The following is a 21,198-nucleotide window of genomic DNA, read 5'->3' as shown; positions in this document are numbered from 1 at the left end:
CTTATTTCGTGCCTTGCGTGGCGGACTGGTACCAGGAGGCAAGAAGCTGGCGCTCTTCCTCGCTCACGCCGGTGACATTGGCGGGCGGCATGGCATGGGATCGACCTGCCTGCAAATAGATTTCACGCGCATGCGCGGCAATATCCCGGTCGGTATCCAGCACGACGCCCTTCGGTGGCGCAATGATGCCTTCCCAGCCCGGCTCCTTGGCGTGGCACATGGCGCAGCGCCCCAGAACGGTATCCCGCACTTTTTCAAAGTGCGGGTCCGAGATGAAAGACTGCTGCAATGCCGAAACCTTCTGTTCTTCCGGCTCACCGGTCAGAACTTTCGGCACTGTCGAGAGCCAGATGATGATGATGAACAGGATCACCGTTACCAGCCAGGTCCAGGTCGGGCTGCCCTTGCGGGCATGCTGTGTGTTGAACCAGTGGCGGATGGTGACGCCCATCAGGAACACCAGCGAGGCGATGATCCAGTTGAACTGCGTCCCGAAAGCCAGCGGATAGTGGTTCGACAGCATCAGGAACAGAACAGGCAGCGTCAGATAGTTGTTATGCGTCGAACGCTGCTTGGCGATCTTGCCGTATTTCGGATCGGGCTTGCGGCCTGCGATCAGATCCGCCACCACGATCTTCTGGTTCGGGATGATGATCATGAACACGTTGGCAGACATGATCGTTGCCGTGAAAGCACCGAGATGCAGGAAGGCCGCACGTCCTGTAAACAGGTGCGTATAACCCCACGCCACCACCACCAGAATACAGTAGAGAATGACCATCAGGAGCGTATCGCTCTTGCCGAGCATCAACTTGCAGATGGTGTTATAGGCGATCCAGCCGAAGGCCAGCGAACCGATCGAGATCGCAATGGCGACCGGTACGGAAACATCGAGCACATTCGGATCGATCAGGTAGAGATCGGCGCCGGCATAGTAGACGATGCAGAGCAGCGTGAAACCCGACAGCCACGTGGCGTAGGATTCCCATTTGAACCAGGTCAGGTGTTCCGGCATTTCGGCGGGCGCAACCAGATATTTCTGGATGTGATAAAAGCCACCGCCATGGACCTGCCATTCCTCGCCATGCGCGCCTACCGGCAAGCCGGGACGCTGGCGCAGACCGAGATCAAGCGCGATGAAGTAGAAAGACGAGCCGATCCACGCAATCGCGGTAATCACATGCAGCCACCGCGCTGCGAAGCCCAGCCAGTCCCAGGCTACGGCGAAATCATACATCAGGCACTCCCATTTCTTGACCCATTTTTGAGCCCCATTGTTCGTTGTTGCATTATGTGCCAAAGGAATCAGGTTCAGGGAACGTCACATCACGACCAGCACTTTCAAAAAAATCTAGACAATCGTGGAGGGGACGTATGTCATATCTTGATAATCTGCGCGTTTTTGTGCGCGTTGTCGAATTGGGAAATCTATCTGCAGCGGGTCGCGACCAGCGCGCTTCGCCAGCAGTTGCAAGCAATCGAATCAAAGAGTTGGAGAAGCACCTGGGGGTCAGGCTCTTCAACCGGACGACACGCAAGCTTACGCCGACCGAACACGGTCGCGTATTCTATGACGGTGCGTTGAAAATCCTCGAAGCTGTGGATGAGGCGGAAGCTGCCGTGGCTGAACTGGCGAAAAATCCCAAGGGATCGATTCGCATTACCGCTCCGCTTGGCTTCGGGAGACGGCTGATTGCATCGGGAATTCCGGAGTTTCACGACAAATATCCGGATATCGAAGTACGGCTTCGCCTGTCCGATCATGAAGTCGATATTATGAGCGAGGGCGTCGATGTGGCTTTCAAGCTCGGTGTTCTGGAGAATTCGAACCTGCGTATGCGCGGGATCATGAATTGCGAGCGCGTGATCTGTGCAGCGCCTGCATATCTCGAGAAACATGGGGTTCCGCAGTCTCCTGACGAGTTGCTTGGCGACAAGCATGACTGTCTTCTGCTGCGTTTTCCAGGCTCAAAGGAATATTTCTGGTCCCTGCAAACGGCGGAAGGTCTGCGCAAATTCGAAGTCACCGGGCCATTTGACTCGGATGATGGCGACGTATTGACGCAATGGGCGCTTGGCGGGCGCGGCATCATCAACAAGCCGCTGTTCGAAGTGAAAGAATATATCCGTGACGGACGGCTGGTTCCAATCCTCGAAAGCACACCACCGGCGCCGATTCAGCTTGCTGCGATCTACCCGCACAAGCGCTTTCAGGACCCAAAGGTACGTCTGATCATCGATTTCATGACGGAGCGGTGCCAGCGATTGATCCGCGAGGCTTTGGTGTAGAGCGGCTCAAACCGCTCTATTCCTTTGTTTTTCAAATATTATATCGTGCGAAACCTTCTCGCGCTTTACCGGAAATGCGAAAAGAAAAACCCGCCTGATCAGGCGGGTTGCGATACACGTACGGAAGTCAGCACCGCCGTCAGAACTTCGGCTGCGGCCAATGCCGCAATGACTTCCGGCCTCTTGTCTTTCACAACGGCTCCGCCGACGGGACAGACAAGATTTTCAAAAAGATTGTCGCTACCGATTTCGCGTTTCAACCAATTTTTGAAAGTAGCTTTTTTGGTCTTCGAGCCGATCATGCCGACATAAACGGCATCGCGTCGCTGCAATGCCTCAGCGACGATCAGAAAATCCAGTGCGTGGTCATGGGTGAGAACGATAAACGCGCTACCCGGCGGGGCGGAACGCACCACCTGTTCGGGCATGGCCGACAGACAGGTTTCGACGCCCGGCACATCGCACGCCATCAGCTCCGCTTCCCGCGTATCCACCAGAATGACCCGGACGGGCGTGAGCGAGAGAGCACTCGCCAGCGCATCGCCAACATGGCCCGCGCCGAAGACATAGACATGCGGGCGCGTGGCTATTTCCGCATCGACCTTGCTGACAAGCTCGTCGGTGAGCCCGCGGCTGACACGCCTGAAGCTCAGGCCTACCCGTCCGCCGCAGCACTGGCCGATTTCGGGCCCCAGTGGCACGTTCATGGGGGGAACGTGCTTGGGTGAGTCCCTGCCGCCAAGTAGCACCTTCCGGGCATGGTCGATAGCCATATATTCAAGCTGACCGCCACCGATCGTCCGGAAGATCATATCGCGGGCAACCAGCATCCACGCCCCGGCATCGCGGGGTGCGGAACCTTTCACATCGGTGACTTCAACCAGCACACTATCGGGACGCCGGTTGAGAAAAGCCCGGATATCGTCGCGCGCGCCTGGCATCTCTCTAGCCCTTTTGCTTGCGGAGCCGTTCGATGGCCATCAGCACACGTTCCGGCGTTGCTGGCGCATCGAGACGTGGGCAGACCTTGTGATCCGCCACGGTGGCAATCGCGTCGGCCAGAGCATGCAGCACCGACAACCCAAGCGGCAGTGGCGGTTCGCCGACAGCCTTGGAACGATGGATCGTCGGCTCATAAGCCTCGGACCAGTCGGTCAGCGCGACATTGAAGATCTTGGGCCGGTCGGAAGCCAGCGGGATCTTGTAGGTGGATGGCGCATGGGTGCGAAGCCGCCCCTTGTCGTCCCACACAAGCTCCTCTGTCGTCAGCCAGCCCATGCCCTGCACGAAGCCGCCTTCAACCTGACCGATATCGATGGCGCGGTTCAGGGAACGCCCGGTATCATGCAGAATATCGGTGCGCTCCACCACATATTCACCAGTCAGAGTGTCGACGGAAACTTCGGAACAGGCTGCTCCGTAAGCATAGTAATAGAAGGCGTGGCCCCGGCCCTTGGCACGGTCCCAGTGGATTTTCGGCGTCTTGTAGTGACCTGCCGCCGACAGCTGCACACGACCGATAAAGGCTTGCTTTACGAGATCGTTGAAGCTGATTTCCTGATTGCCGACGCGAACCCGGTTGGGAAGGAAGACAACCTGATCTTCCGGCACCTGATATTGCTGTGCCGCAAAATGGATGAGACGTTTCTTGATCTGGCGGGCTGCGTCCTGTGCAGCCATGCCGTTGAGATCGGCACCGGAAGAAGCCGCCGTCGGCGCCGTGTTCGGCACCTTGGCGGTGGTCGTCGCGGTGATCTTCACCCGGTCGATGTCGATCTGGAATTCCTCGGCCACGACTTGCGCCACTTTCAAATGGAGCCCCTGCCCCATTTCCGTGCCGCCATGGTTCATATGCACCGAGCCGTCATTGTATACATGCACCAGAGCGCCAGCCTGATTGGACTCCGTCTTGGTAAAGGAGATGCCGAATTTCACCGGCGTCAGCGCCATGCCGCGTTTGACATAACGGCTTTTCGCGTTGAACTCGCGGATCGCTTCGCGGCGCTTCGCGTAATCTGAACTTTCCTCAAGTTCCGAAACGATGCGCTGGATAATGCAATCTTCGACCTTCTGATGGTAAGGGGTGACGTTGCGTGTGCCGTCCTTACCCATCTCGTCGTAGAAATTGCGCTTGCGGATTTCGAGCGGGTCCTTGCCGACGGCGAAAGCCACCTCATCGATCACGCGTTCTGCACCAACCATGCCCTGCGGGCCACCGAAGCCGCGAAACGCCGTATTCGACACGGTGTTCGTGTAAAGCGGTGCCGACTGCGCATGAACTGCCGGGAAGAAATAGGCATTGTCGCAGTGAAACAGTGCGCGGTCGCCGACAGGTCCGGAAAGGTCTGCCGAGAACCCGGCATTGAGGGCAAACAGATAATCGATGCCCAGAATATTGCCGTCATCGTCGAAGCCGACTTCATAGTCGATGACGAAGCCATGGCGCTTGCCGGTCGAGGTCATGTCCTCGTCGCGGTCGAGCCTGATCTTCATGGCGCGCTTGTGCTTCTTGGCAGCAATGGCTGCAATGGCCGCCCACTGGTTGGCCTGCGTTTCCTTGCCGCCGAAGCCACCGCCCATGCGGCGCACTTCCACCGTCACGGAATGGCTCGGCACGCCCAGCGCATGGGCAACCAGATGCTGGGTTTCGCTCGGTCCCTGCGTGGAGCAATAGACGGTGACGTCTTCATCCTCGCCGGGGATAGCCAGCGAAACCTGACCCTCAAGATAGAAATGATCCTGCCCACCAAGATACATGCGGTTCTTGATACGGTGCGGCGCAGTATCAATGGCCGCACGTGCATCACCGCGCTTCAACGTCAGCGGCGTGGTGACAAGCCGGTCCTTCAGACCGTCCAGCGCATCGATGGAATAGATACCTGTCGTTTCTTCATATTCGATCTTTGCCAAACGCGCAGCGCGGCGCGCCTGATCGCGGCTTTTCGCGATAACCGCAAAGATCGGCTGACCGTGAAACTCAACCTTGTCGACGGCAAAGATCGGGTCGTCATGCATGCCCGATGGCGAAACATCGTTTTCGCCGGGCACGTCCTTGTAGGTCAACACGTCGATCACGCCGGGAGCGGCGCGCACTGCCGACAAATCAATCGACTTGAATGAACCATGTGCAACGGACGAATAGCCGACCCCGATATGCAACGTGCCTTCGGGCTCCGGTATATCGTCGATGTAGACAGCCGTTCCCGTCACATGCTTGTGCGCGGAATCGTGTTTCTGGTCGGTCGCGACGCCACCCACAATGCGGGCAGCTTTCAATGCATTTGCAGGATGCTTGTTCATGATTGCCTCCTCACGCCGCCGCGATTTCAGCCGCACGCAGCGGCACGTAACTGCCTTCCGTTTCGGCGAAGAAACGCCGCAACAGATTGCGCGCCGCGAGCAGCCGGTAATCCGCTGTCGCGCGCATATCGCTCAAGGGCGTATAGTCTTGTGCATAGGCTTCCAATGCAGCTTCAACCGTAGCCTCGGTCCAGGGCTTGGCCGTCAGTGCGGCTTCCACCGTGCTGGCGCGCTTCGGCGTTGCGGCCATACCGCCATAAGCGATGCGGACCGTTTCCACATTGCCTGCCGCGTCGAGCGTCAGATGGAAAGCGCCGAGCGTCGCCGTAATGTCTTCCTCGTAACGCTTCGACACTTTGTAAATGGCAAAATGGCTGCCTTCTGCCGGAACCGGTACATGCACGGCTTCGACAAACTCGCCGGGCTGGCGATCCTGCTTGCCATAAGCGATGAAGAACTCTTCCAGCGGTATAGTGCGGCGTTCCGCCCCTTTGCGCAGCGTCAGTTTTGCATTGAGCGCGATCAGCGGCGGCGGCGTGTCACCAATCGGCGAACCATTGGCGATATTGCCGCCGATAGTTCCCATATTGCGCACCTGCTCACCGCCAATGCGGTTGATGAGCTGGCCGAGCTGCGGAATGCGCTTGGCAAGAAATCCGAATGCTTCCGTGTAGGTGACACCTGCGCCGATGGTAACGACACCATTTTCCTCACGGACGGAGCGCAGTTCCTCCAGATGACCGATGAAGACGACCGGGGAAATGTCACGCATCATCTTGGTGACCCACAAGCCCACATCGGTAGAACCGGCAACGATGGTCGCCTTCGGCTCTGCCGCCAGGATGGTGGCGAAATCATCGAGATCACCGGGCACAATCAACCGGTCCTTGCCTTCACCCACTTCCACCCGAACGCCATCGCGCATGGCCGTCAGCTGTTCAAGAACATGGGCGCGCTCAGCAGCAAGCGGGTCTTCCATGACCGTACCGTAGTCGGAAATGATGCGGGCAGCGCGCATGATCGCCTCATAGCCCGTGCAGCGGCAAAGATTACCTTGTAATGCCTTTTCGATCTGTGCATCGGCGGGCTTCGGTTCGCGCATCCACAGAGCGTAGAGTGACATGACGAAGCCCGGCGTGCAAAAGCCGCATTGCGAGCCATGAAACTCGATCATTGCCTTCTGCACCGGATGCAGATCGCCATCGGCGCCGCGCAGATGCTCGATCGTCACGACATGGCAGCCATCCAGCGAACCCATGAAGCGGATGCAGGCATTGACGCTTTCGTAAACGAGCTTGCCGTCGGAAATCTTGCCGACCAGCACCGTGCACGCACCGCAATCGCCTTCGCCGCAACCTTCCTTGGTGCCGCGCAGCTTGGCGGACAGCCGCAGATAATCGAGCAACGTTTCGGTCGGGGAAACGCGGTCGAGTTCAACCTTTTCACCGTTCAGAAGAAAGCGGATCGTGTGTCGCACAGACTGGTGCACAGACTGGTTCATGGCGCTTAGCTCCCGCGATAGGTGGAATAGGAAAACGGCGAAACGAGAAGCGGTACATGATAATGCGCTTTTTCATCGGAAATGCCAAAGCGCAGAGGGACGACATCGAGGAACGGTACGACATCATCTGTCTTGCCGAAATATTCGCCGACATGGAACAGAAGCTCGTAGGAACCGGCCCGCAAATTCTCGCCCGCCAGCAGCGGCTCGCTGCAGCGGCCATCGTCGTTGGTGCGAATTTCCCGGATTGGTTCGGCCTGCTGATTCTCGACGCGACGCAATTCGATGCGCAGATTTGCCGCCGGCTTGCCGCTTACCGTGTCGAGGACATGCGTCGTCAACCGGCCATTACCGCTGTTTTCCTGACCCATTTACACTCCTGCAGCTTGCTGATTCTCTCATCAAATAGATTGGAAAATGTTACAAGCTTTTGATTTCCGGTGGTTTATTTGAGCCCAACGTCGCCATCGGCTGTGGGGGCCGCAAACCACACCATGTTCCCAGCATTTAGTATTTCGCGATCCTCCTCATTCTGAAAGATGGTTATCGTTGGATGTCTTTCAAATTTTTGGAGGGGAATAATAGCGATAAATCTTTATTATCATGGATAAAACGAACGAAAACGAGGGAAGACCCGCAATGAAATATCCGCGCAATCTCGTCGGCTATGGACGCAACACGCCAGATCCGCGCTGGCCGGGAGGAGCCAATATCGCAGTTCAATTCGTCGTCAACTATGAGGAAGGCGGCGAATGCAGCATTCTCGACGGTGACGCGGCCTCCGAATGCCTTCTGTCCGAGATTGTCGGCGCGCAGCCCTGGCAGGGCCAGCGCAACCTGAATATGGAATCCATCTACGAATATGGCGCGCGATCCGGCTTCTGGCGCTTGTGGCGCGCCTTCACCCGCCGCAACATGCCAGTCACCGTCTATGGCGTGACACTCGCCATGGCGCGCAATCCCGAAGCCGTTGCCGCCATGAAAGAGGCTGACTGGGAAATCGCCAGCCACGGATTGCGCTGGTGGGAATATAAGGACGTTCCCGAAGAGATCGAACGCGAGCATATCCGCGATGCGGTACGCCTTCATACGGAACTTACCGGCTCGCGACCGCTCGGCATCTATCAGGGCAAGCCTTCCGACAACACGCTGAAACTGGTGATGGAAGAAGGTGGCTTTCTCTATTCCGCCGATTCCTATGCCGACGAGTTGCCTTATTGGGTTGAAGGTCCGAAGGGACCGCACCTGATCGTGCCCTACACACTCGACGCCAATGATATGCGTTTTGCGACGCCGCAGGGTTTCAATTCCGGCGATCAGTTCTACACCTATCTGAAGGACACGTTCGACGTGCTCTATCGCGAAGGCGCGGAAGGCGCACCGAAGATGATGTCCATTGGCCTGCATTGCCGCCTTGTCGGTCGCCCCGGCCGTGTGGCCGCGCTCGAACGGTTCCTCGACTATGTGCAAAGCCATGACAAGGTATGGGTCGCCAAGCGCGTCGACATTGCCCGCCACTGGCACGAAAACTACAAGCCCGTTACCGCCGACGTCGTGCCTTCGAAAGCCAGCAGGGATGCGTTCGTCGCACGTTATGGCAGCATTTTCGAGCATTCGCCATGGATTGCCGAACGCGCATATGATGCGGGTTTCAGCCTGGAGGAAGATACCGCATCCGGTCTTGCTGCCGCGATGACGAAGGCATTCCGCGCCGCCTCGGCAGATGAGCGGCTTGCCGTGTTGAAGGCGCACCCGGATCTTGCTGGCAAGCTCGCACAGGCCAAGCGGCTGACAGCGGAATCGACCGCCGAACAGGCTGGTGCGGGTCTCGATGCGCTGACTGATGCGGAAAAGCAGACATTCACCGAATTGAACGACGCCTATACGGCGAAGTTCGGCTTTCCGTTCATCATCGCCGTGAAGGGACGCAACAAAAAGGAAATCCTCGACGCTTTCCAGCGCCGCGTTTCCAATGACCGCGATACGGAATTTGAAACGGCTTGCGCTCAGGTGGAGCGCATCGCCCTCCTGCGCCTCAAGGATATTCTGCCGGAAGCGCTCTACTGATCCTTGCAGCCCGGAAGGTCGACTTCCGGGCGCATTCATTCCATGATCTCACGACAGGTTTTCCAGAACTCGCCGTGAGTGCCAGCTTCTCACATAAGGAATTCCCCACATGGGCAACGACAAGAACAATCGCAGCTATTATGCACCGACTGGCGGATTGCCGCCGCAGACCCAGCTCCTCACCGATCGCGCTATGTTCACCGAAGCCTATGCGGTGATCCCCAAGGGCACGTTCAGCGATATCGTGACGAGCTTCCTGCCCTTCTGGGACAAGACACGGCTCTGGGTGATTGCCCGCCCCCTCTCCGGCTTCGCCGAGACCTTCTCGCAATACATCATGGAAGTGCAGCCGGGCGGCGGCAGCGACCGTGCCGAACTGGATGAAAGCGCGGAAGGCGTGCTGTTCGTGGTCGAGGGCGAAATCGCCGTCACCGTAGCTGGTAAAACGCACACGCTGACCGAAGGCGGCTACGCTTATCTGCCGCCGAAAAGCGGCTGGACACTTCGCAACAACGGCGCGACGACGGCCCGCTTCCATTGGGTGCGCAAGGCTTATGAATATGTCGACGGTCTCGATGTTCCCGAACCGCTATTCCTCAACGAAAAGGATATCGCGCCCAATCCGATGCCGGACACCAACGGCGCCTGGGCGACGACCCGCTTCGTCGATCCGAATGACCTGCGCCACGACATGCACGTCACCATCGTGACCCTGGAACCCGGCGGCGTCATTCCTTTTGCCGAGACCCACGTCATGGAACACGGCCTCTATGTGTTGGAAGGCAAGGCCGTCTACCGGCTCAATCAGGACTGGGTGGAAGTGGAAGCCGGCGACTTCATGTGGCTGCGCGCCTTCTGCCCGCAGGCCTGTTACGCAGGCGGCCCCGGCAAGTTCCGCTATCTGCTCTACAAGGACGTCAACCGGCATATGAAGTTTTCCCGATAAAGGAGAGCAGTTCATATTCTGCGATGCATTCACGCAACGAAAAGGCCGGATCAATCCGGCCTTTTTCATATGTGCAGAACGATAGGACGGAAACAAAAACGGCGAGCCGAAGCTCGCCGTACCACTCTTCCGACTGGAGATCAGATTTGTAAACAGCGCAGTCCTTCTACGCTATCGAATGGTTCTTTTAAAATAGTACAAGCACACCAGAATGCAAATTACATTTTTGTTATATCAGCACTTGGTTACTTGTTATTTCATTCGAAAATTCAAGAATATTTCTTCAATTAAATATCAAAGTATTAGAAATTTTATTGAACTCATGACCGTCACACCAAGATGAACGGTTCAATATACTTTTGAATGCAGACCGGGAGGCCGATGTCGGCCTCCCGGTTAAGCATTAGAACGAGCGCTGGAAGCGGATCATACCCTGAACGGCATCCTTGCCGTTGAGATAGGACTTGCTGTCGCTCCATTTGGTGTAGGAAACTTCCGGCGTGACCGTGAAGCCCGGAACCATTTCATACGCTACGTTGGCAGTAGCTGCGAAAGTGTTCGTGCCGTCATAAGCAAGCTGCGCATTGAAGACTGCCTTGTCGGTAGCCTTGAATGCTGCGCCGCCCCAGACAGCCCAATCGCCGCCCCAGGTACCGTAGAAGCTGCTGATCGCACGAACCTGACCGATATCATGGCCATTGCCATCGGTCTGCATGATGTACTGGTCCTTATTGGACTTGTAACCACCCATCGCCCAGACCGAGAAGCGGTCCGTAATGTTCACGTCAGCGCGAACCTTACCGGCCCACTCTTCGTTGCGGGCGTCATAAGCAGCGACGCCTGCGATCTTGCCCCAGCCGCCTTCATACTTCAGGCCACCGACAACGTGCGGCGTGTAGTCCTTGATGACGCCATCATAGCCGTATGCGCTATCCGTATCATCATTGTTGCCCTGTTCGAGCGACAGAATGGCGGAGAAGCCGTTGCCACCGGTGAAGGTGTAGCTGATCAAGCCGGTGCGATAGCCGCCAGCGAGAATCACGTCATCGTTGATGACATCGCCGAGATAGCCCGGGAAGGTAACGAAGGCCGATTCATCGAGACCGACGCGGAGACCGCCAAGCTGGATATAGGCAAAACGCAGCGAACCGGAGGCACCTTCAACACCATTGCCCCAATCATAACGGGTTTCGGCAAAGGTCTTCAGAGTGCCAAGATCGGTTTCCGACGCCGTGGAGAGGCGCAGTGTGAAGCGAGCCTTGTTATCCCAGGAATTGCGGCGCGTATCGACGCTACCGTCACGATCAACGAAACCGCGACCGTAGACATTGTCACCGCCAGCAGCGTCGTAACGGACATAGCCGGATACGCGAAGGCAGGTTTCGGTGCCCGGAATATAGAAATATCCCGCACCATAGGCGTCGCAAACGCGAACATACTCAACAGATTCAGGCTCCGGTGCCACAACGGTATCCGCAGCATATGCTCCAGTGGTTGCAACCAGTGCTGCAGCCGAACCGAACAACAAGCTCTTGATCTTCATTTCATTGCCTCCAGAAATTTTTCAGACGAGGCCTGATAGAATGAATTCTACAAATACATCAATTCCAATTTTAAGAACTATATGAAGTTGAAAAGGAACATGTGTCCATTATGACACTAATTATAAACATCTTTACTTTATAACAATAAATAACTCATAAAATATAAATCAAATAAAATTTCAAGTATATTAACACTAGCAATTTCTAACTACAAAACCACTTTCGCCTTAAATACAATAAACGAAAACGGGGCCCGAAGGCCCCGTTTCACAAGCGTTTCGCGACTATGTCAGTCGATGGCTACCTGCCTGCAGCCTGCTGCGCATAGACGTAGCTGTCATAGGTATATTCAGCGACGCGGAACCATTCGAAGCCCTCGTCACGGAATTTTTTCCAGCTCGGGTAGATTTTCGCCCATGCCGGATTTTTCTCGTTGTATTCGGCGTAGAGTTCGAACGCGACCTTGTAGGCGGCATCCAGAACGTCTCGCGGAAGCGGTTGAAGCTTCACGCCCTTCGACACCAGCGAACGAATCGCAGCGGTGTTTTTCACGTCATAAAGCGAGATCATGTTCTGGGTCGCAGCTTCGGCAGCCGTATTCAGCGCAACCTTGTATGGCTCCGGCAGGCTTTCATATTGCTGCTTGTTGATGAAGAAGTGTACCGAAGCGCCGCCTTCCCAGAAGGCCGGGTAATAATAATATGGCGCGATCTGGTAGAAGCCGAGCTTCTCGTCATCATAAGGACCGACCCATTCGGCCGCATCGATCGTGCCGCGCTCCAGCGACGGATAGATGTCGCCGCCCGGAAGCTGTTGCGGAACGACGCCGAGGCGCGACATGACCTCGCCAGCCACGCCCGCGATACGCATCTTCAGGCCCTTCAGATCCGCAAGGCTTTTGATTTCCTTGCGATACCAGCCGCCCATCTGGGCCGCCGTGTTGCCGCCGACGATACCGACAATGCCATAATCGGCAAGGAACGCATTATAAAGCTCGTTGCCACCGCCATGATAGAGCCAGGCATTCTGCAGGCGTGTGTTCATGCCGAAGGGAATAGCCGTCCCGATGGCGAAAGCCGGGTTCTTGCCAGTGAAATAATAGCCGCACGTATGCGCCATTTCGACCGTGTTGGCCTGAACCGCATCGATGGCCTGTGGGCCAGGCACGATTTCGCCGGCCTGGAATACCTGAATCTGGAACTTGCCTTCTGTCATCTTTGAAACGGCATTGGCCATATAGACCGCACCGCCGTAGATCGTATCCAGATTGTTCGGGAAGCCCGAAGTCAGGCGCCAGCGCAGCGTCGGCAACTCCTGCGCGATTGCCGGTGTTGCGAGTGCCGCTCCACTTGTGGCAGCGGCAGCGCCGATTGCGGCACCCTTCGTCAGAAATGTGCGACGGCTCAAATCCTGTGTCATGTGTCTCCTCCTAAGATTGTTCTGGTTTATCAGAATCTACGCAATGCTCGTTTTCCCCTCATTGCGCAGGTTTTTGCTGTTGGTCTTTGTCCTGTCCGAAGCTCGGCTGCGGAGAACCGAAAGACGGCGCGGGCAGAGGCTCAGTTGACGGCGAAGGCGCTCCGAAAGGTGCGGGTGCTGCGCCGAACGGATTGCCGCCGCCAGCATCTGGCATTGGCACATTGATCTGGATCGATGCCGGATCGGCCTGCGGATGGCCGCTCTTGTAGTGGGTGACGATGCCCGGGAAGCTGATGATGATGCCGACCATGACAAGCTGGATCAAAAGGAACGGGATCGATCCCATGTAGATTTGCCCCGACGTCACCGGCTGGATAGTCGCGCCTGTGACCTTGTCCTTATAGGGTCGGGATGGAGCGACCGAACGCAGATAGAAGAGCGAGAAGCCGAAAGGCGGATGCATGAACGATGTCTGCATATTGACCGCCAGCATGACGCCGAACCAGACCAGATCAATGCCAAGGCTGTCGGCCACCGGCGCCAGAAGCGGGATGATGATGAAGGCCAGCTCGAAATAATCGAGGAAGAAGGCCAGAAAGAACACCAGAAGATTGGCGACAATCAGGAAGCCGACTTCACCGCCGGGGATGGACGTCATCAGGTGTTCGACCCAGATGTGACCGTTGACGCCATAGAAGGTGAGCGAAAACACGCGCGCGCCCAGCAGAATGAAAATGACGAAGGACGACAGTTTTGCCGTGGCGTAAAGCGCCGACGTCAGCATCGTCATGTTGAGGCGGCGATTGATGATAGCGAGAAGCAGAGCGCCGACCGCCCCCATCGCGCCACCTTCCGTAGGCGTTGCAACGCCGATGAAGATCGTTCCGAGAACAAGGAAGATCAGCACAAGCGGCGGCACGAGCGAGATCACCACTTTCTGCGCCAGTTTCCAGCCCTTCAATGTACGGGCATGCGGCGGCAGAGCCGGGACCGTATCAGGCCGGAAAATCGACATGCCGATGATAAAGGCACAGTAGAAGCCAACCAGCAGAAGACCGGGAACCAGCGCGCCCTTGTACATATCGCCAACCGAACGGCCCAGTTGATCGGCAAGCACGATCAGGACGAGGCTTGGTGGAATGATCTGTGCCAGCGTGCCGGATGCTGCAATCGTGCCGCTCGCCACTTTGCGATCATAGCCGTAGCGCAACATGATCGGGAGCGAAATCAGTCCCATCGAAATCACCGAGGCAGCGACAACGCCGGTCGTGGCCGCAAGAAGCGCGCCGACGATGATCACCGCAAAAGCCAGCCCGCCACGCACGGGACCGAAAAGCTGCCCGATCGTATCGAGCAGTTCTTCCGCCATGCCGCTTCGCTCCAGTATCAACCCCATGAAGGTGAAGAATGGAATAGCGAGCAGCGTTTCATTCGACATCTGCCCGAAGATGCGATCCGGTATCGCGCCGAACAGGTTGACAGGCAGAAGCCCCATTTCGATGCCGACGAAGCCGAAGGCAAAACCGACGAAGGCCAGCGCAAAAGCCACCGGGTAGCCGAGCAACAGCACGACCACCAGCGACAGAAACATCAACGGAGCGAGATTTTCCGCAATAAAAGCAATCATATCCGTTCCCCTCAGAGCGTCTGGGCTTCCGCATCTTCAAGGGCGACCGTGTCCGGTATGCGCCCTTGAAGGATGGCGATGCGCTTGATGAGTTCGGAAATGCCTTGCAATGCGAGCAGCCCGAAACCGATGGGGATCAACACCCAGACCGGCCAGAGAACCAGCCCACCCGTATTGTTGGAGGTTTCACCGCTGGCGATCTTGGCTTCCACGATGGGCCAGGAGAGGTAAATGGTGATGAGGCAGAAAGGCAGGAGGAAAAAGAGCGTGCCGAAAATCTCGACCAATAGCTGGGTTCGCCGCGAATAACGGCTGTAGAGAAGATCAACCTTCACATGCTCGCTATGCAGAAGCGTATATCCGGCGGCGATAAGAAAGACCGCCGAGAACAGATACCATTGCGCTTCCAGCCACGCATTCGAGCTGACATTGAACAGCTTGCGCGAGACGGCATTGATAGCACTGATGAGCACTGCCACCAGGATCAGCTACGATACGGATTTTCCGATGAAATTATTGGCCGCGTCGATAGCACGCGACAACGCCAGCAAGACTGACATCGCTCCTCCCCTCCTGTTCCGCCTCCTCAAGCGGTTTTGGAGCGAATGATAGGACCGGCGAATCCATGCCGCAAGTTGACGAAAGTTCTAAGAAACGGAGACCTACCCATTAGTGGGTAAGGCAATATCGGGAGACGAACGGAATATCCGCTATTGCGAGGACAGCTATTGCGAAGACAGGCGCAACCGGTTCTCGATGACGTAGCGCGTAAGCCCGGCAGTGCTGGCTATTCCGAGTTTCTTCTTGATATTCTTGCGATGAGTTTCGACCGTCGCCTCCGAAATGCCGAGCCTGATTGCAATTTCGCGGTTGCTTCCACCTTCGGCCACCAGCACCAGAACATCGTTTTCGCGGACCGACAGCCCTTCCGATTTCCTGTCGCCGCTGTCGAGCAGCGCTTCCGAAACACCGGAAGAGAAATAAGTTCCACCCGAAGCGACCGCATGAATGGCGGCGACGATTTCAGTGGTGGACACATCCTTCAACACATAGCCGGAAGCTCCGCGCATGATGGAGGTCGAGATATATTCGCGGCTGTCGTGCATGGACAGCATGAGGATGCGAATGCCCGGCAATTGTTTCTTGAACAGTTCGATAGCGTCGATACCGTTGAGAAGTGGCATGTTGATATCCATCAAAACCACATCGGGATTAACGGTCAGCGCCAGTTCCAGTGCAGCCCGCGCATTGGAAGCCGCGCCTGCAATATCGATATCGTCATAGGTTTCGAGTACAGCTCGCAAACCATCCAGAACCAGCGGATGATTATCCACGAGCAATACGCGAATCTTGCATTCATTCGTCATGCGACTTCCGGTTCCCGCTTTCTCTCTGTTGCCGATTTCGGCAAGCGCGCGGTGAGCTGCGTACCATCTGCGCCGGTTTCAACCAAGAGCACACCGCCGAAATGCGCCATCCGCTCCTGCATATTTCGCAAGCCAAGCCCTGAAAGCTGATCTTTCAGATCACGCGCGGTAAAACCATTGCCGTCATCGGCGACTGTCATCGTCACCTTGCCGCCGGAACCCCAGAGGCGGATGTTCACCTGGCTTGCCCCGGAATGGCGCTCGACATTGGTGAGCGCTTCCTGCACGACGCGATAAAGCGCCGTGCTTGCCTCCGGCTTCAGCGTCTCGTTTAGTCCGCTTGCTTCGAGCTGCGTTTCAATGCCGGTCCGCTCCGAAAAATGTTCGCACAAAGCCTTGAGCGCAACGGTCAGGCCAAGATCGTCCAGAATGCGCGGACGCAGATCATGCGAAAGCCGCCGCACCTCCTTGATTGCACCATTGAGCGCATCCGATGCCTTCTCGATCGCAAGCGGCGCGCCTCCGCTGTCCATGCGCACCTGACGGCTTGCTAAATCGATGGCATAGCGAACGCCGACGAGATTTTGGGAAATGCCGTCATGCAGTTCACGCGCCAGACGTGCCCGTTCCTCCTCCTGCGTATCGATGATGCGCTGCGCCAGCTCCTTCAGCTTGTTATCAGCCATACGTCGCTCGCGCAGATTGAGCAGCATACAGGTCGCGAAGACGAGCATCACAGCTGGCACGGCGATCAGACTGACGATCAGGAATGTCGTTCGGATATTGGCCCGGAAATCGGCGTTGGCGGCAGCAGTCTGCGCATAGACATCGTCAAGATAGACGCCAGTTCCGAGCATCCACTTCCATTTGCTCAGTCCAACAGCGAAGGAGAGCTTGTCCGCCATTTCGCCGCTTGACGGCTTTTCCCATTTATACTGGTGCAGTCCTCCACCTTCCTTCGCCTTGTCAATCAGATTGGCAATAACGCGATCTCCATCAGGATCAACAAGATCGAGCCAGTTATGGCCGGGCCGAAATGTCTGGCGAGGATGGACGACATTGTTGCCGTCATAGTCATAGACAAAGAAGTAGCCGTCGCGACCATAATCGAGCGAGGTCAGAATCTTCCGCACCTTTTCCATGGCAGCGGTATCGTCGGGGCCTGCATCGTCGTAAATCTGCTGGATGGAAGAAAGCGCCAGGTTGGTAAGATTGAGAAGCTCAGTCTCCTTGGCCTTCAGCATATTCTTCTCGAAGGTCGCGATACTGCTCTGCACAAGATTTGCCGACTGCCAGGTAATGAAGGCCGTGACCGTCAGAATAGCCACGATAAGGGGCACAATCGCCAGTGCAACGATCTGATAGCGTAGCGTCACGACTTCTCCTCCCGGCACAACGAGCCGACTTTTCCCAGGCGACTTTAGAGTTCCGGCTTGATGAGGAAAAGGGGACAATCAGCAAAACCTTGCCCCAAGAAAAAGACGCTTGCACAACCAATAATATATTATTCTTTTCTTATATAACTGAAATATAAACAATAATTTATAGTTGAAGACACGAATATTTTATGTTCAATAATGTTTTCTTGGACAGTGCGTCCGAGTATACGGTTCTGGGGCTCATTAATTTCAGAGAGAATCTTTTTATGAAAAGCTATCGCGTAATCGGTCTTGCATTCACGCTTGCAACCATTTCCGGCGCTTCGGCCTTTGCGGCTCCACTTCCAGGTGGAGCTAGCACCCTTCAGGAGACTTACCAAGACTGGACCGTTTCCTGTCAGAGCCAGAAGGAAACAAGCATCTGTGTGATGCGTCAGGACCAGAGCAGCACGCAGACCGGCCAGCGCGTTCTGACCGCGGAATTGCGCAATGTGGAAGGTAAGGTCGAAGGTGTTCTGCTGATGCCATTTGGCCTTGATCTTGCCAAGGGCGCAGCTCTCAAGATCGACGAAGTTGCCGGACCGAACCTCGCTTTCTCTACCTGCCTGCCGCAGGGTTGCCTGGCGCCGGTCAGCTTCGAAGCAAAGCAGGTTGCAGCTCTCAAGGCTGGCACCAATATCAACGTCACCACGACAGCCCTGAGCCCAAGCCAGCCGGTCGCCTTCAAGGTTTCGCTGAAGGGCTTCGGCGCAGCGCTTGACCGCATCACCGCACTGACGAAGTAAGCTTCAAAACTTTGATGAAAAAGCCATACGCCCGACGGGCGTATGGCTTTTTCTTTTGTCAGGCCGGATGCGCCGAGATATGCGCGAGATGCCTGCGCCATCGCAGCGTCATCAATACCGAGACAATACCGAGACCGGCGGCAAGGCCGAGCCAGATACCGACCCCACCCAGTTCAAACTGGAATGCAAGCAAGGCACCCAACGGCAAACCCACACCCCAATAGCCGAATAGAGCCAGGAACATCGGAATGCGTGTATCGCGCAATCCGCGCAACATGCCCGCGGCAACGGCCTGTGCACCGTCAACGATCTGGAAGAGAGCCGCCAGCGCAAGAAATGTGACAGCCAGTTCCATCACTGGCAGGTTCTGCGGATCGTGCAGATCGAGAAAAACACCAATGAACACGCGCGGGATGAGAACCATAAGAAGCCCCATCACGGCCATGAAACCGACGCCGAGCGCATAGGCGCTCCAGCCTGCATAGGCGACAGCCTGAGGGTCGCCGCGGCCATAGGCACGGCCCACGCGCACGGTTGCAACCTGACCGAAACCGAGTGGCACCATGAAGCTGAGCGATGCAATCTGGATCGCCACGGCATGAGCCGCCATGGCCGTCGGCCCGATGCGGCCCATCATCACCACTGCAGCATAGAAGATCGAAGTCTCGAACACGAATGTCAGCGCCATTGGAATACCAATGCGCCACAGTTCACGCAGGCGCGCCCAGTCGGGACGCCAGAAGCGGCCAAACAGGTGATAGCGGCGGAAGCGGTGGTGACGCACCGTGATGAATGCAAGCCCGAGGAACATCATCGTGCTTGACGCTGTTGTGGCGATACCGGCGCCGTGCAGTTCCATGCGCGGGAAACCGAAGTGACCGAATATCAGCGTCCAGCCGGCAAGCGCGTTGAAGCCGATGGCAAGGGCCGCAATAAGCAGCGTCCACATCGGCTTTTCCATCGCCGCAAAGAACGAGCGTAGAACAATATATCCGAGATAAGGCAGCAGTGCCCATTGCAGCGTGTGCATGAAATCCGTCGATCGGGCAGCTATATCCGGGCGCTGGCCGAGAAACAGGAATATCTCCTCGCAATGCCAGAGCACGATCCAGACCGGGATCGAGATCATTATGACCGTCCATAGCCCCTGTCGCACCGTGCGGCGCACATCGCGAACCGAATGACGGTTCTTGCCAAGCGCGATGGCGATCATCGGCATGACGGCCGAAACGAGCCCCATCGAGAAGATCATGAGCGTATGATAGAAGCTGGTCGCCAGCAGTGCCGAAGCGAGCGTATCCGCTCCAAGACGGCCGATGAAGATGACGTCGGTTGCAGTCAGCGCTGCCTGCGAAAGATTGGTGAAGATCAGCGGCCAGCCAAGCTTCAACGCTGCCGCCATCTCCCTGCCCCAGCGTTGCGTGCCGGATTCATGCGGCCCCCGAAAGCCCGCATCGATTGTCCTGTCCATTGTCCGCTCCCCGAAGCATCCGGGGCCGTCAATCCGCCGGATGTTCCATTTGAATGAGGTCACGCCCCGGAACATCAGAGACCATGTCAATCTGAGAAGAGGCGCGGAAATACGATCATCGACCGTCCCATGCCGGCTAAGGGTGTCCATCGCCAAGAGAGCGATCACACCCCAACTTTTCGGGTTGCTCAATTTCTAACGGGAACGTTGTGTATGTTCCAGAAACTGATCCGGAGCCAAGCGGGCTGCGCATCGATTTGCACAAAATAAGAGCACAATGGATATCAGACTTGCTTAAAGAAGCAACACATCTCGGAATGGATTTTTCATCTCCTGACACTGAGGGGAATGGAATCCTCATTCTGACGCGAAAGCGCAATTGCCCGTCCGATAAAGGATTGACGCTAACGCCCTAACCGATAGGAATGATTGCATTAATTGCAGGAGGCGTCATGCGCAGCACCAAAGTCATCCATATTGTCGGCTGTCACGCAGAAGGCGAAGTCGGTGATGTCATTGTCGGTGGCGTGGCCCCTCCTCCTGGCGATACTGTGTGGGAACAATCGCGCTTCATCGCCAGCGACGAGACCCTGCGCAATTTCGTGCTGAACGAGCCGCGCGGCGGTGTGTTTCGCCATGTCAATCTGCTGGTGCCACCAAAAGATCCGCGCGCGCAGATGGGTTTCATCATCATGGAGCCAGCCGATACGCCGCCCATGTCCGGGTCCAATTCAATCTGCGTCTCCACCGTTTTGCTGGATAGCGGCATTATCCCGATGCAGGAACCCGTGACGCGCATGGTGCTGGAGGCGCCGGGCGGAATCATTGAAGTGGAAGCCGAATGTCGCAACGGCAAGGCCGAGCGCATCAGTGTGCGCAACGTTCCATCTTTCGCTGACCGTCTGGATGTCTCATTGGAAGTTGAAGACCTTGGCACGATCATTGTCGACACGGCTTATGGCGGTGACAGTTTCGTCATTGTCGATGCAGCTTCTATCGGAATGAAGATCGAGCCGGGCCAGGCGCGGGAACTTGCCGAAATTGGCGTGAAGATTACCAAAGCCGCCAACGAGCAGCTTGGTTTCCGCCATCCTGAAAAAGACTGGAACCACATTTCCTTCTGCCAGATCACCGAGCCGGTGACGCGCGACGGCGATGTGCTGACTGGCGTGAACACCGTTGCCATTCGCCCGGCCAAACTCGACCGTTCCCCGACCGGCACTGGCTGCTCGGCGCGCATGGCCGTGCTTCATGCAAAAGGCCAGATGAAAGTCGGCGAGAAATTTATCGGAAAGTCCGTGCTGGGCACAGAGTTTCACTGTCGGTTGGACAAGGCTCTGGAGCTTGGTGGCAAACCGGCCATCAGCCCAATCATTTCCGGTCGCGCTTGGGTGACGGGAACTTCGCAGCTCATGCTCGATCCGAGCGATCCGTTTCCGAGTGGGTATCGTCTCTCGGATACTTGGCCAAATATGCCAGAGTAAGCCAGAGCAAAGCGCCAAT

Annotated in this window: 16 protein-coding genes and 1 pseudogene; 5 read left to right on the top strand and 12 right to left on the bottom strand. The window is 56.5% G+C overall.

Going from position 1 to position 21,198, the window contains the following annotated elements:
* Position 1 precedes the first annotated feature (1 nt).
* Positions 2 to 1,237 carry a urate hydroxylase PuuD gene (locus tag ABDF71_RS03570; RefSeq protein ID WP_125333732.1) on the bottom strand — a complete coding sequence of 412 codons (1,236 nt, stop codon included), beginning with the start codon at positions 1,235 to 1,237 and terminating at the stop codon, positions 2 to 4.
* A 137-nt stretch (positions 1,238 to 1,374) separates the two neighbouring features.
* Here ABDF71_RS03570 and ABDF71_RS03565 point away from each other — a divergent pair, with 137 nt between their 5' ends.
* Positions 1,375 to 2,289 (top strand): LysR family transcriptional regulator, encoded by a 915-nt coding sequence (locus tag ABDF71_RS03565; RefSeq protein ID WP_010658277.1) that lies wholly within the window; start codon positions 1,375 to 1,377, stop codon positions 2,287 to 2,289.
* 98 nt (positions 2,290 to 2,387) lie between these two features.
* On the opposite strand, the gene xdhC is transcribed toward ABDF71_RS03565, so the two are convergent.
* Genes xdhC through uraH form a run of 4 tightly spaced genes read right to left on the bottom strand, consistent with a single transcriptional unit; the run spans position 2,388 to position 7,461 of the window.
* A complete protein-coding gene (gene xdhC / locus ABDF71_RS03560) occupies positions 2,388 to 3,230 on the bottom strand; it encodes a xanthine dehydrogenase accessory protein XdhC (RefSeq protein ID WP_151615019.1) in 843 nt (280 codons plus the stop codon).
* Positions 3,231 to 3,234: 4 nt separating this feature from the next.
* On the bottom strand, positions 3,235 to 5,589 hold the full coding sequence (xdhB, locus tag ABDF71_RS03555; RefSeq protein ID WP_010658275.1) for a xanthine dehydrogenase molybdopterin binding subunit: 2,355 nt from the start codon (positions 5,587 to 5,589) through the stop codon (positions 3,235 to 3,237).
* Positions 5,590 to 5,599: 10 nt separating this feature from the next.
* Entirely contained in the window at positions 5,600 to 7,078 is a 1,479-nt protein-coding gene (xdhA, locus tag ABDF71_RS03550; RefSeq protein WP_182505873.1) for a xanthine dehydrogenase small subunit, read from the bottom strand.
* Between the two features lie 17 nt (positions 7,079 to 7,095).
* Entirely contained in the window at positions 7,096 to 7,461 is a 366-nt protein-coding gene (uraH, locus tag ABDF71_RS03545) for a hydroxyisourate hydrolase (RefSeq protein ID WP_010658273.1), read from the bottom strand.
* Between the two features lie 268 nt (positions 7,462 to 7,729).
* Between uraH and puuE the strand changes: the two genes are divergently transcribed.
* Positions 7,730 to 9,157, top strand: a complete 1,428-nt coding sequence (gene puuE / locus ABDF71_RS03540) for an allantoinase PuuE (protein ID WP_151609736.1) — start codon at positions 7,730 to 7,732, stop codon at positions 9,155 to 9,157.
* A gap of 109 nt (positions 9,158 to 9,266) precedes the next feature.
* The gene (locus ABDF71_RS03535; RefSeq protein ID WP_010658271.1) at positions 9,267 to 10,103 is read left to right on the top strand and encodes a bifunctional allantoicase/(S)-ureidoglycine aminohydrolase; all 837 of its coding nucleotides are present in this window, start codon (positions 9,267 to 9,269) and stop codon (positions 10,101 to 10,103) included.
* 403 nt (positions 10,104 to 10,506) lie between these two features.
* On the opposite strand, the gene ABDF71_RS03530 is transcribed toward ABDF71_RS03535, so the two are convergent.
* From ABDF71_RS03530 to mctS, 6 genes and pseudogenes are all read right to left on the bottom strand, one after another.
* On the bottom strand, positions 10,507 to 11,646 hold the full coding sequence (locus ABDF71_RS03530) for a porin (protein ID WP_010658270.1): 1,140 nt from the start codon (positions 11,644 to 11,646) through the stop codon (positions 10,507 to 10,509).
* Between the two features lie 301 nt (positions 11,647 to 11,947).
* Positions 11,948 to 13,066 (bottom strand): TRAP transporter substrate-binding protein, encoded by a 1,119-nt coding sequence (locus ABDF71_RS03525; RefSeq protein ID WP_029925687.1) that lies wholly within the window; start codon positions 13,064 to 13,066, stop codon positions 11,948 to 11,950.
* A 58-nt stretch (positions 13,067 to 13,124) separates the two neighbouring features.
* Positions 13,125 to 14,693: a TRAP transporter large permease gene (locus ABDF71_RS03520; RefSeq protein ID WP_010658268.1), complete on the bottom strand. Its 1,569-nt coding sequence runs from the start codon at positions 14,691 to 14,693 to the stop codon at positions 13,125 to 13,127.
* 11 nt (positions 14,694 to 14,704) lie between these two features.
* Positions 14,705 to 15,253: pseudogene (locus ABDF71_RS03515) on the bottom strand (TRAP transporter small permease subunit).
* A 165-nt stretch (positions 15,254 to 15,418) separates the two neighbouring features.
* On the bottom strand, positions 15,419 to 16,060 hold the full coding sequence (mctR, locus tag ABDF71_RS03510; protein ID WP_010658266.1) for a two-component system response regulator MctR: 642 nt from the start codon (positions 16,058 to 16,060) through the stop codon (positions 15,419 to 15,421).
* Entirely contained in the window at positions 16,057 to 17,436 is a 1,380-nt protein-coding gene (gene mctS / locus ABDF71_RS03505) for a two-component system sensor histidine kinase MctS (protein WP_500061061.1), read from the bottom strand. The genes mctR and mctS overlap by 4 nt, the downstream gene beginning before the upstream one ends.
* 269 nt (positions 17,437 to 17,705) lie before the next feature.
* On the opposite strand from mctS, the gene ABDF71_RS03500 reads away from it, so the two are divergent.
* Positions 17,706 to 18,224, top strand: a complete 519-nt coding sequence (locus tag ABDF71_RS03500; protein ID WP_010658264.1) for an invasion associated locus B family protein — start codon at positions 17,706 to 17,708, stop codon at positions 18,222 to 18,224.
* Positions 18,225 to 18,282: 58 nt separating this feature from the next.
* Here the strand turns inward: ABDF71_RS03500 and ABDF71_RS03495 are convergent, their stop codons facing one another.
* Complete coding sequence (locus ABDF71_RS03495; protein ID WP_010658263.1) at positions 18,283 to 19,695, bottom strand: MATE family efflux transporter; 1,413 nt, start codon at positions 19,693 to 19,695, stop codon at positions 18,283 to 18,285.
* 452 nt (positions 19,696 to 20,147) lie between these two features.
* Here ABDF71_RS03495 and ABDF71_RS03490 point away from each other — a divergent pair, with 452 nt between their 5' ends.
* A complete protein-coding gene (locus tag ABDF71_RS03490; protein WP_151615017.1) occupies positions 20,148 to 21,179 on the top strand; it encodes a trans-3-hydroxy-L-proline dehydratase in 1,032 nt (343 codons plus the stop codon).
* Positions 21,180 to 21,198 lie beyond the last annotated feature (19 nt).

It is taken from the genome of Ochrobactrum sp. WV_118_8, from assembly GCF_039631535.1.
GTDB classification, from domain to species: domain Bacteria; phylum Pseudomonadota; class Alphaproteobacteria; order Rhizobiales; family Rhizobiaceae; genus Brucella; species Brucella anthropi.
This window is presented reverse-complemented; position numbering and strand designations above follow the sequence as displayed.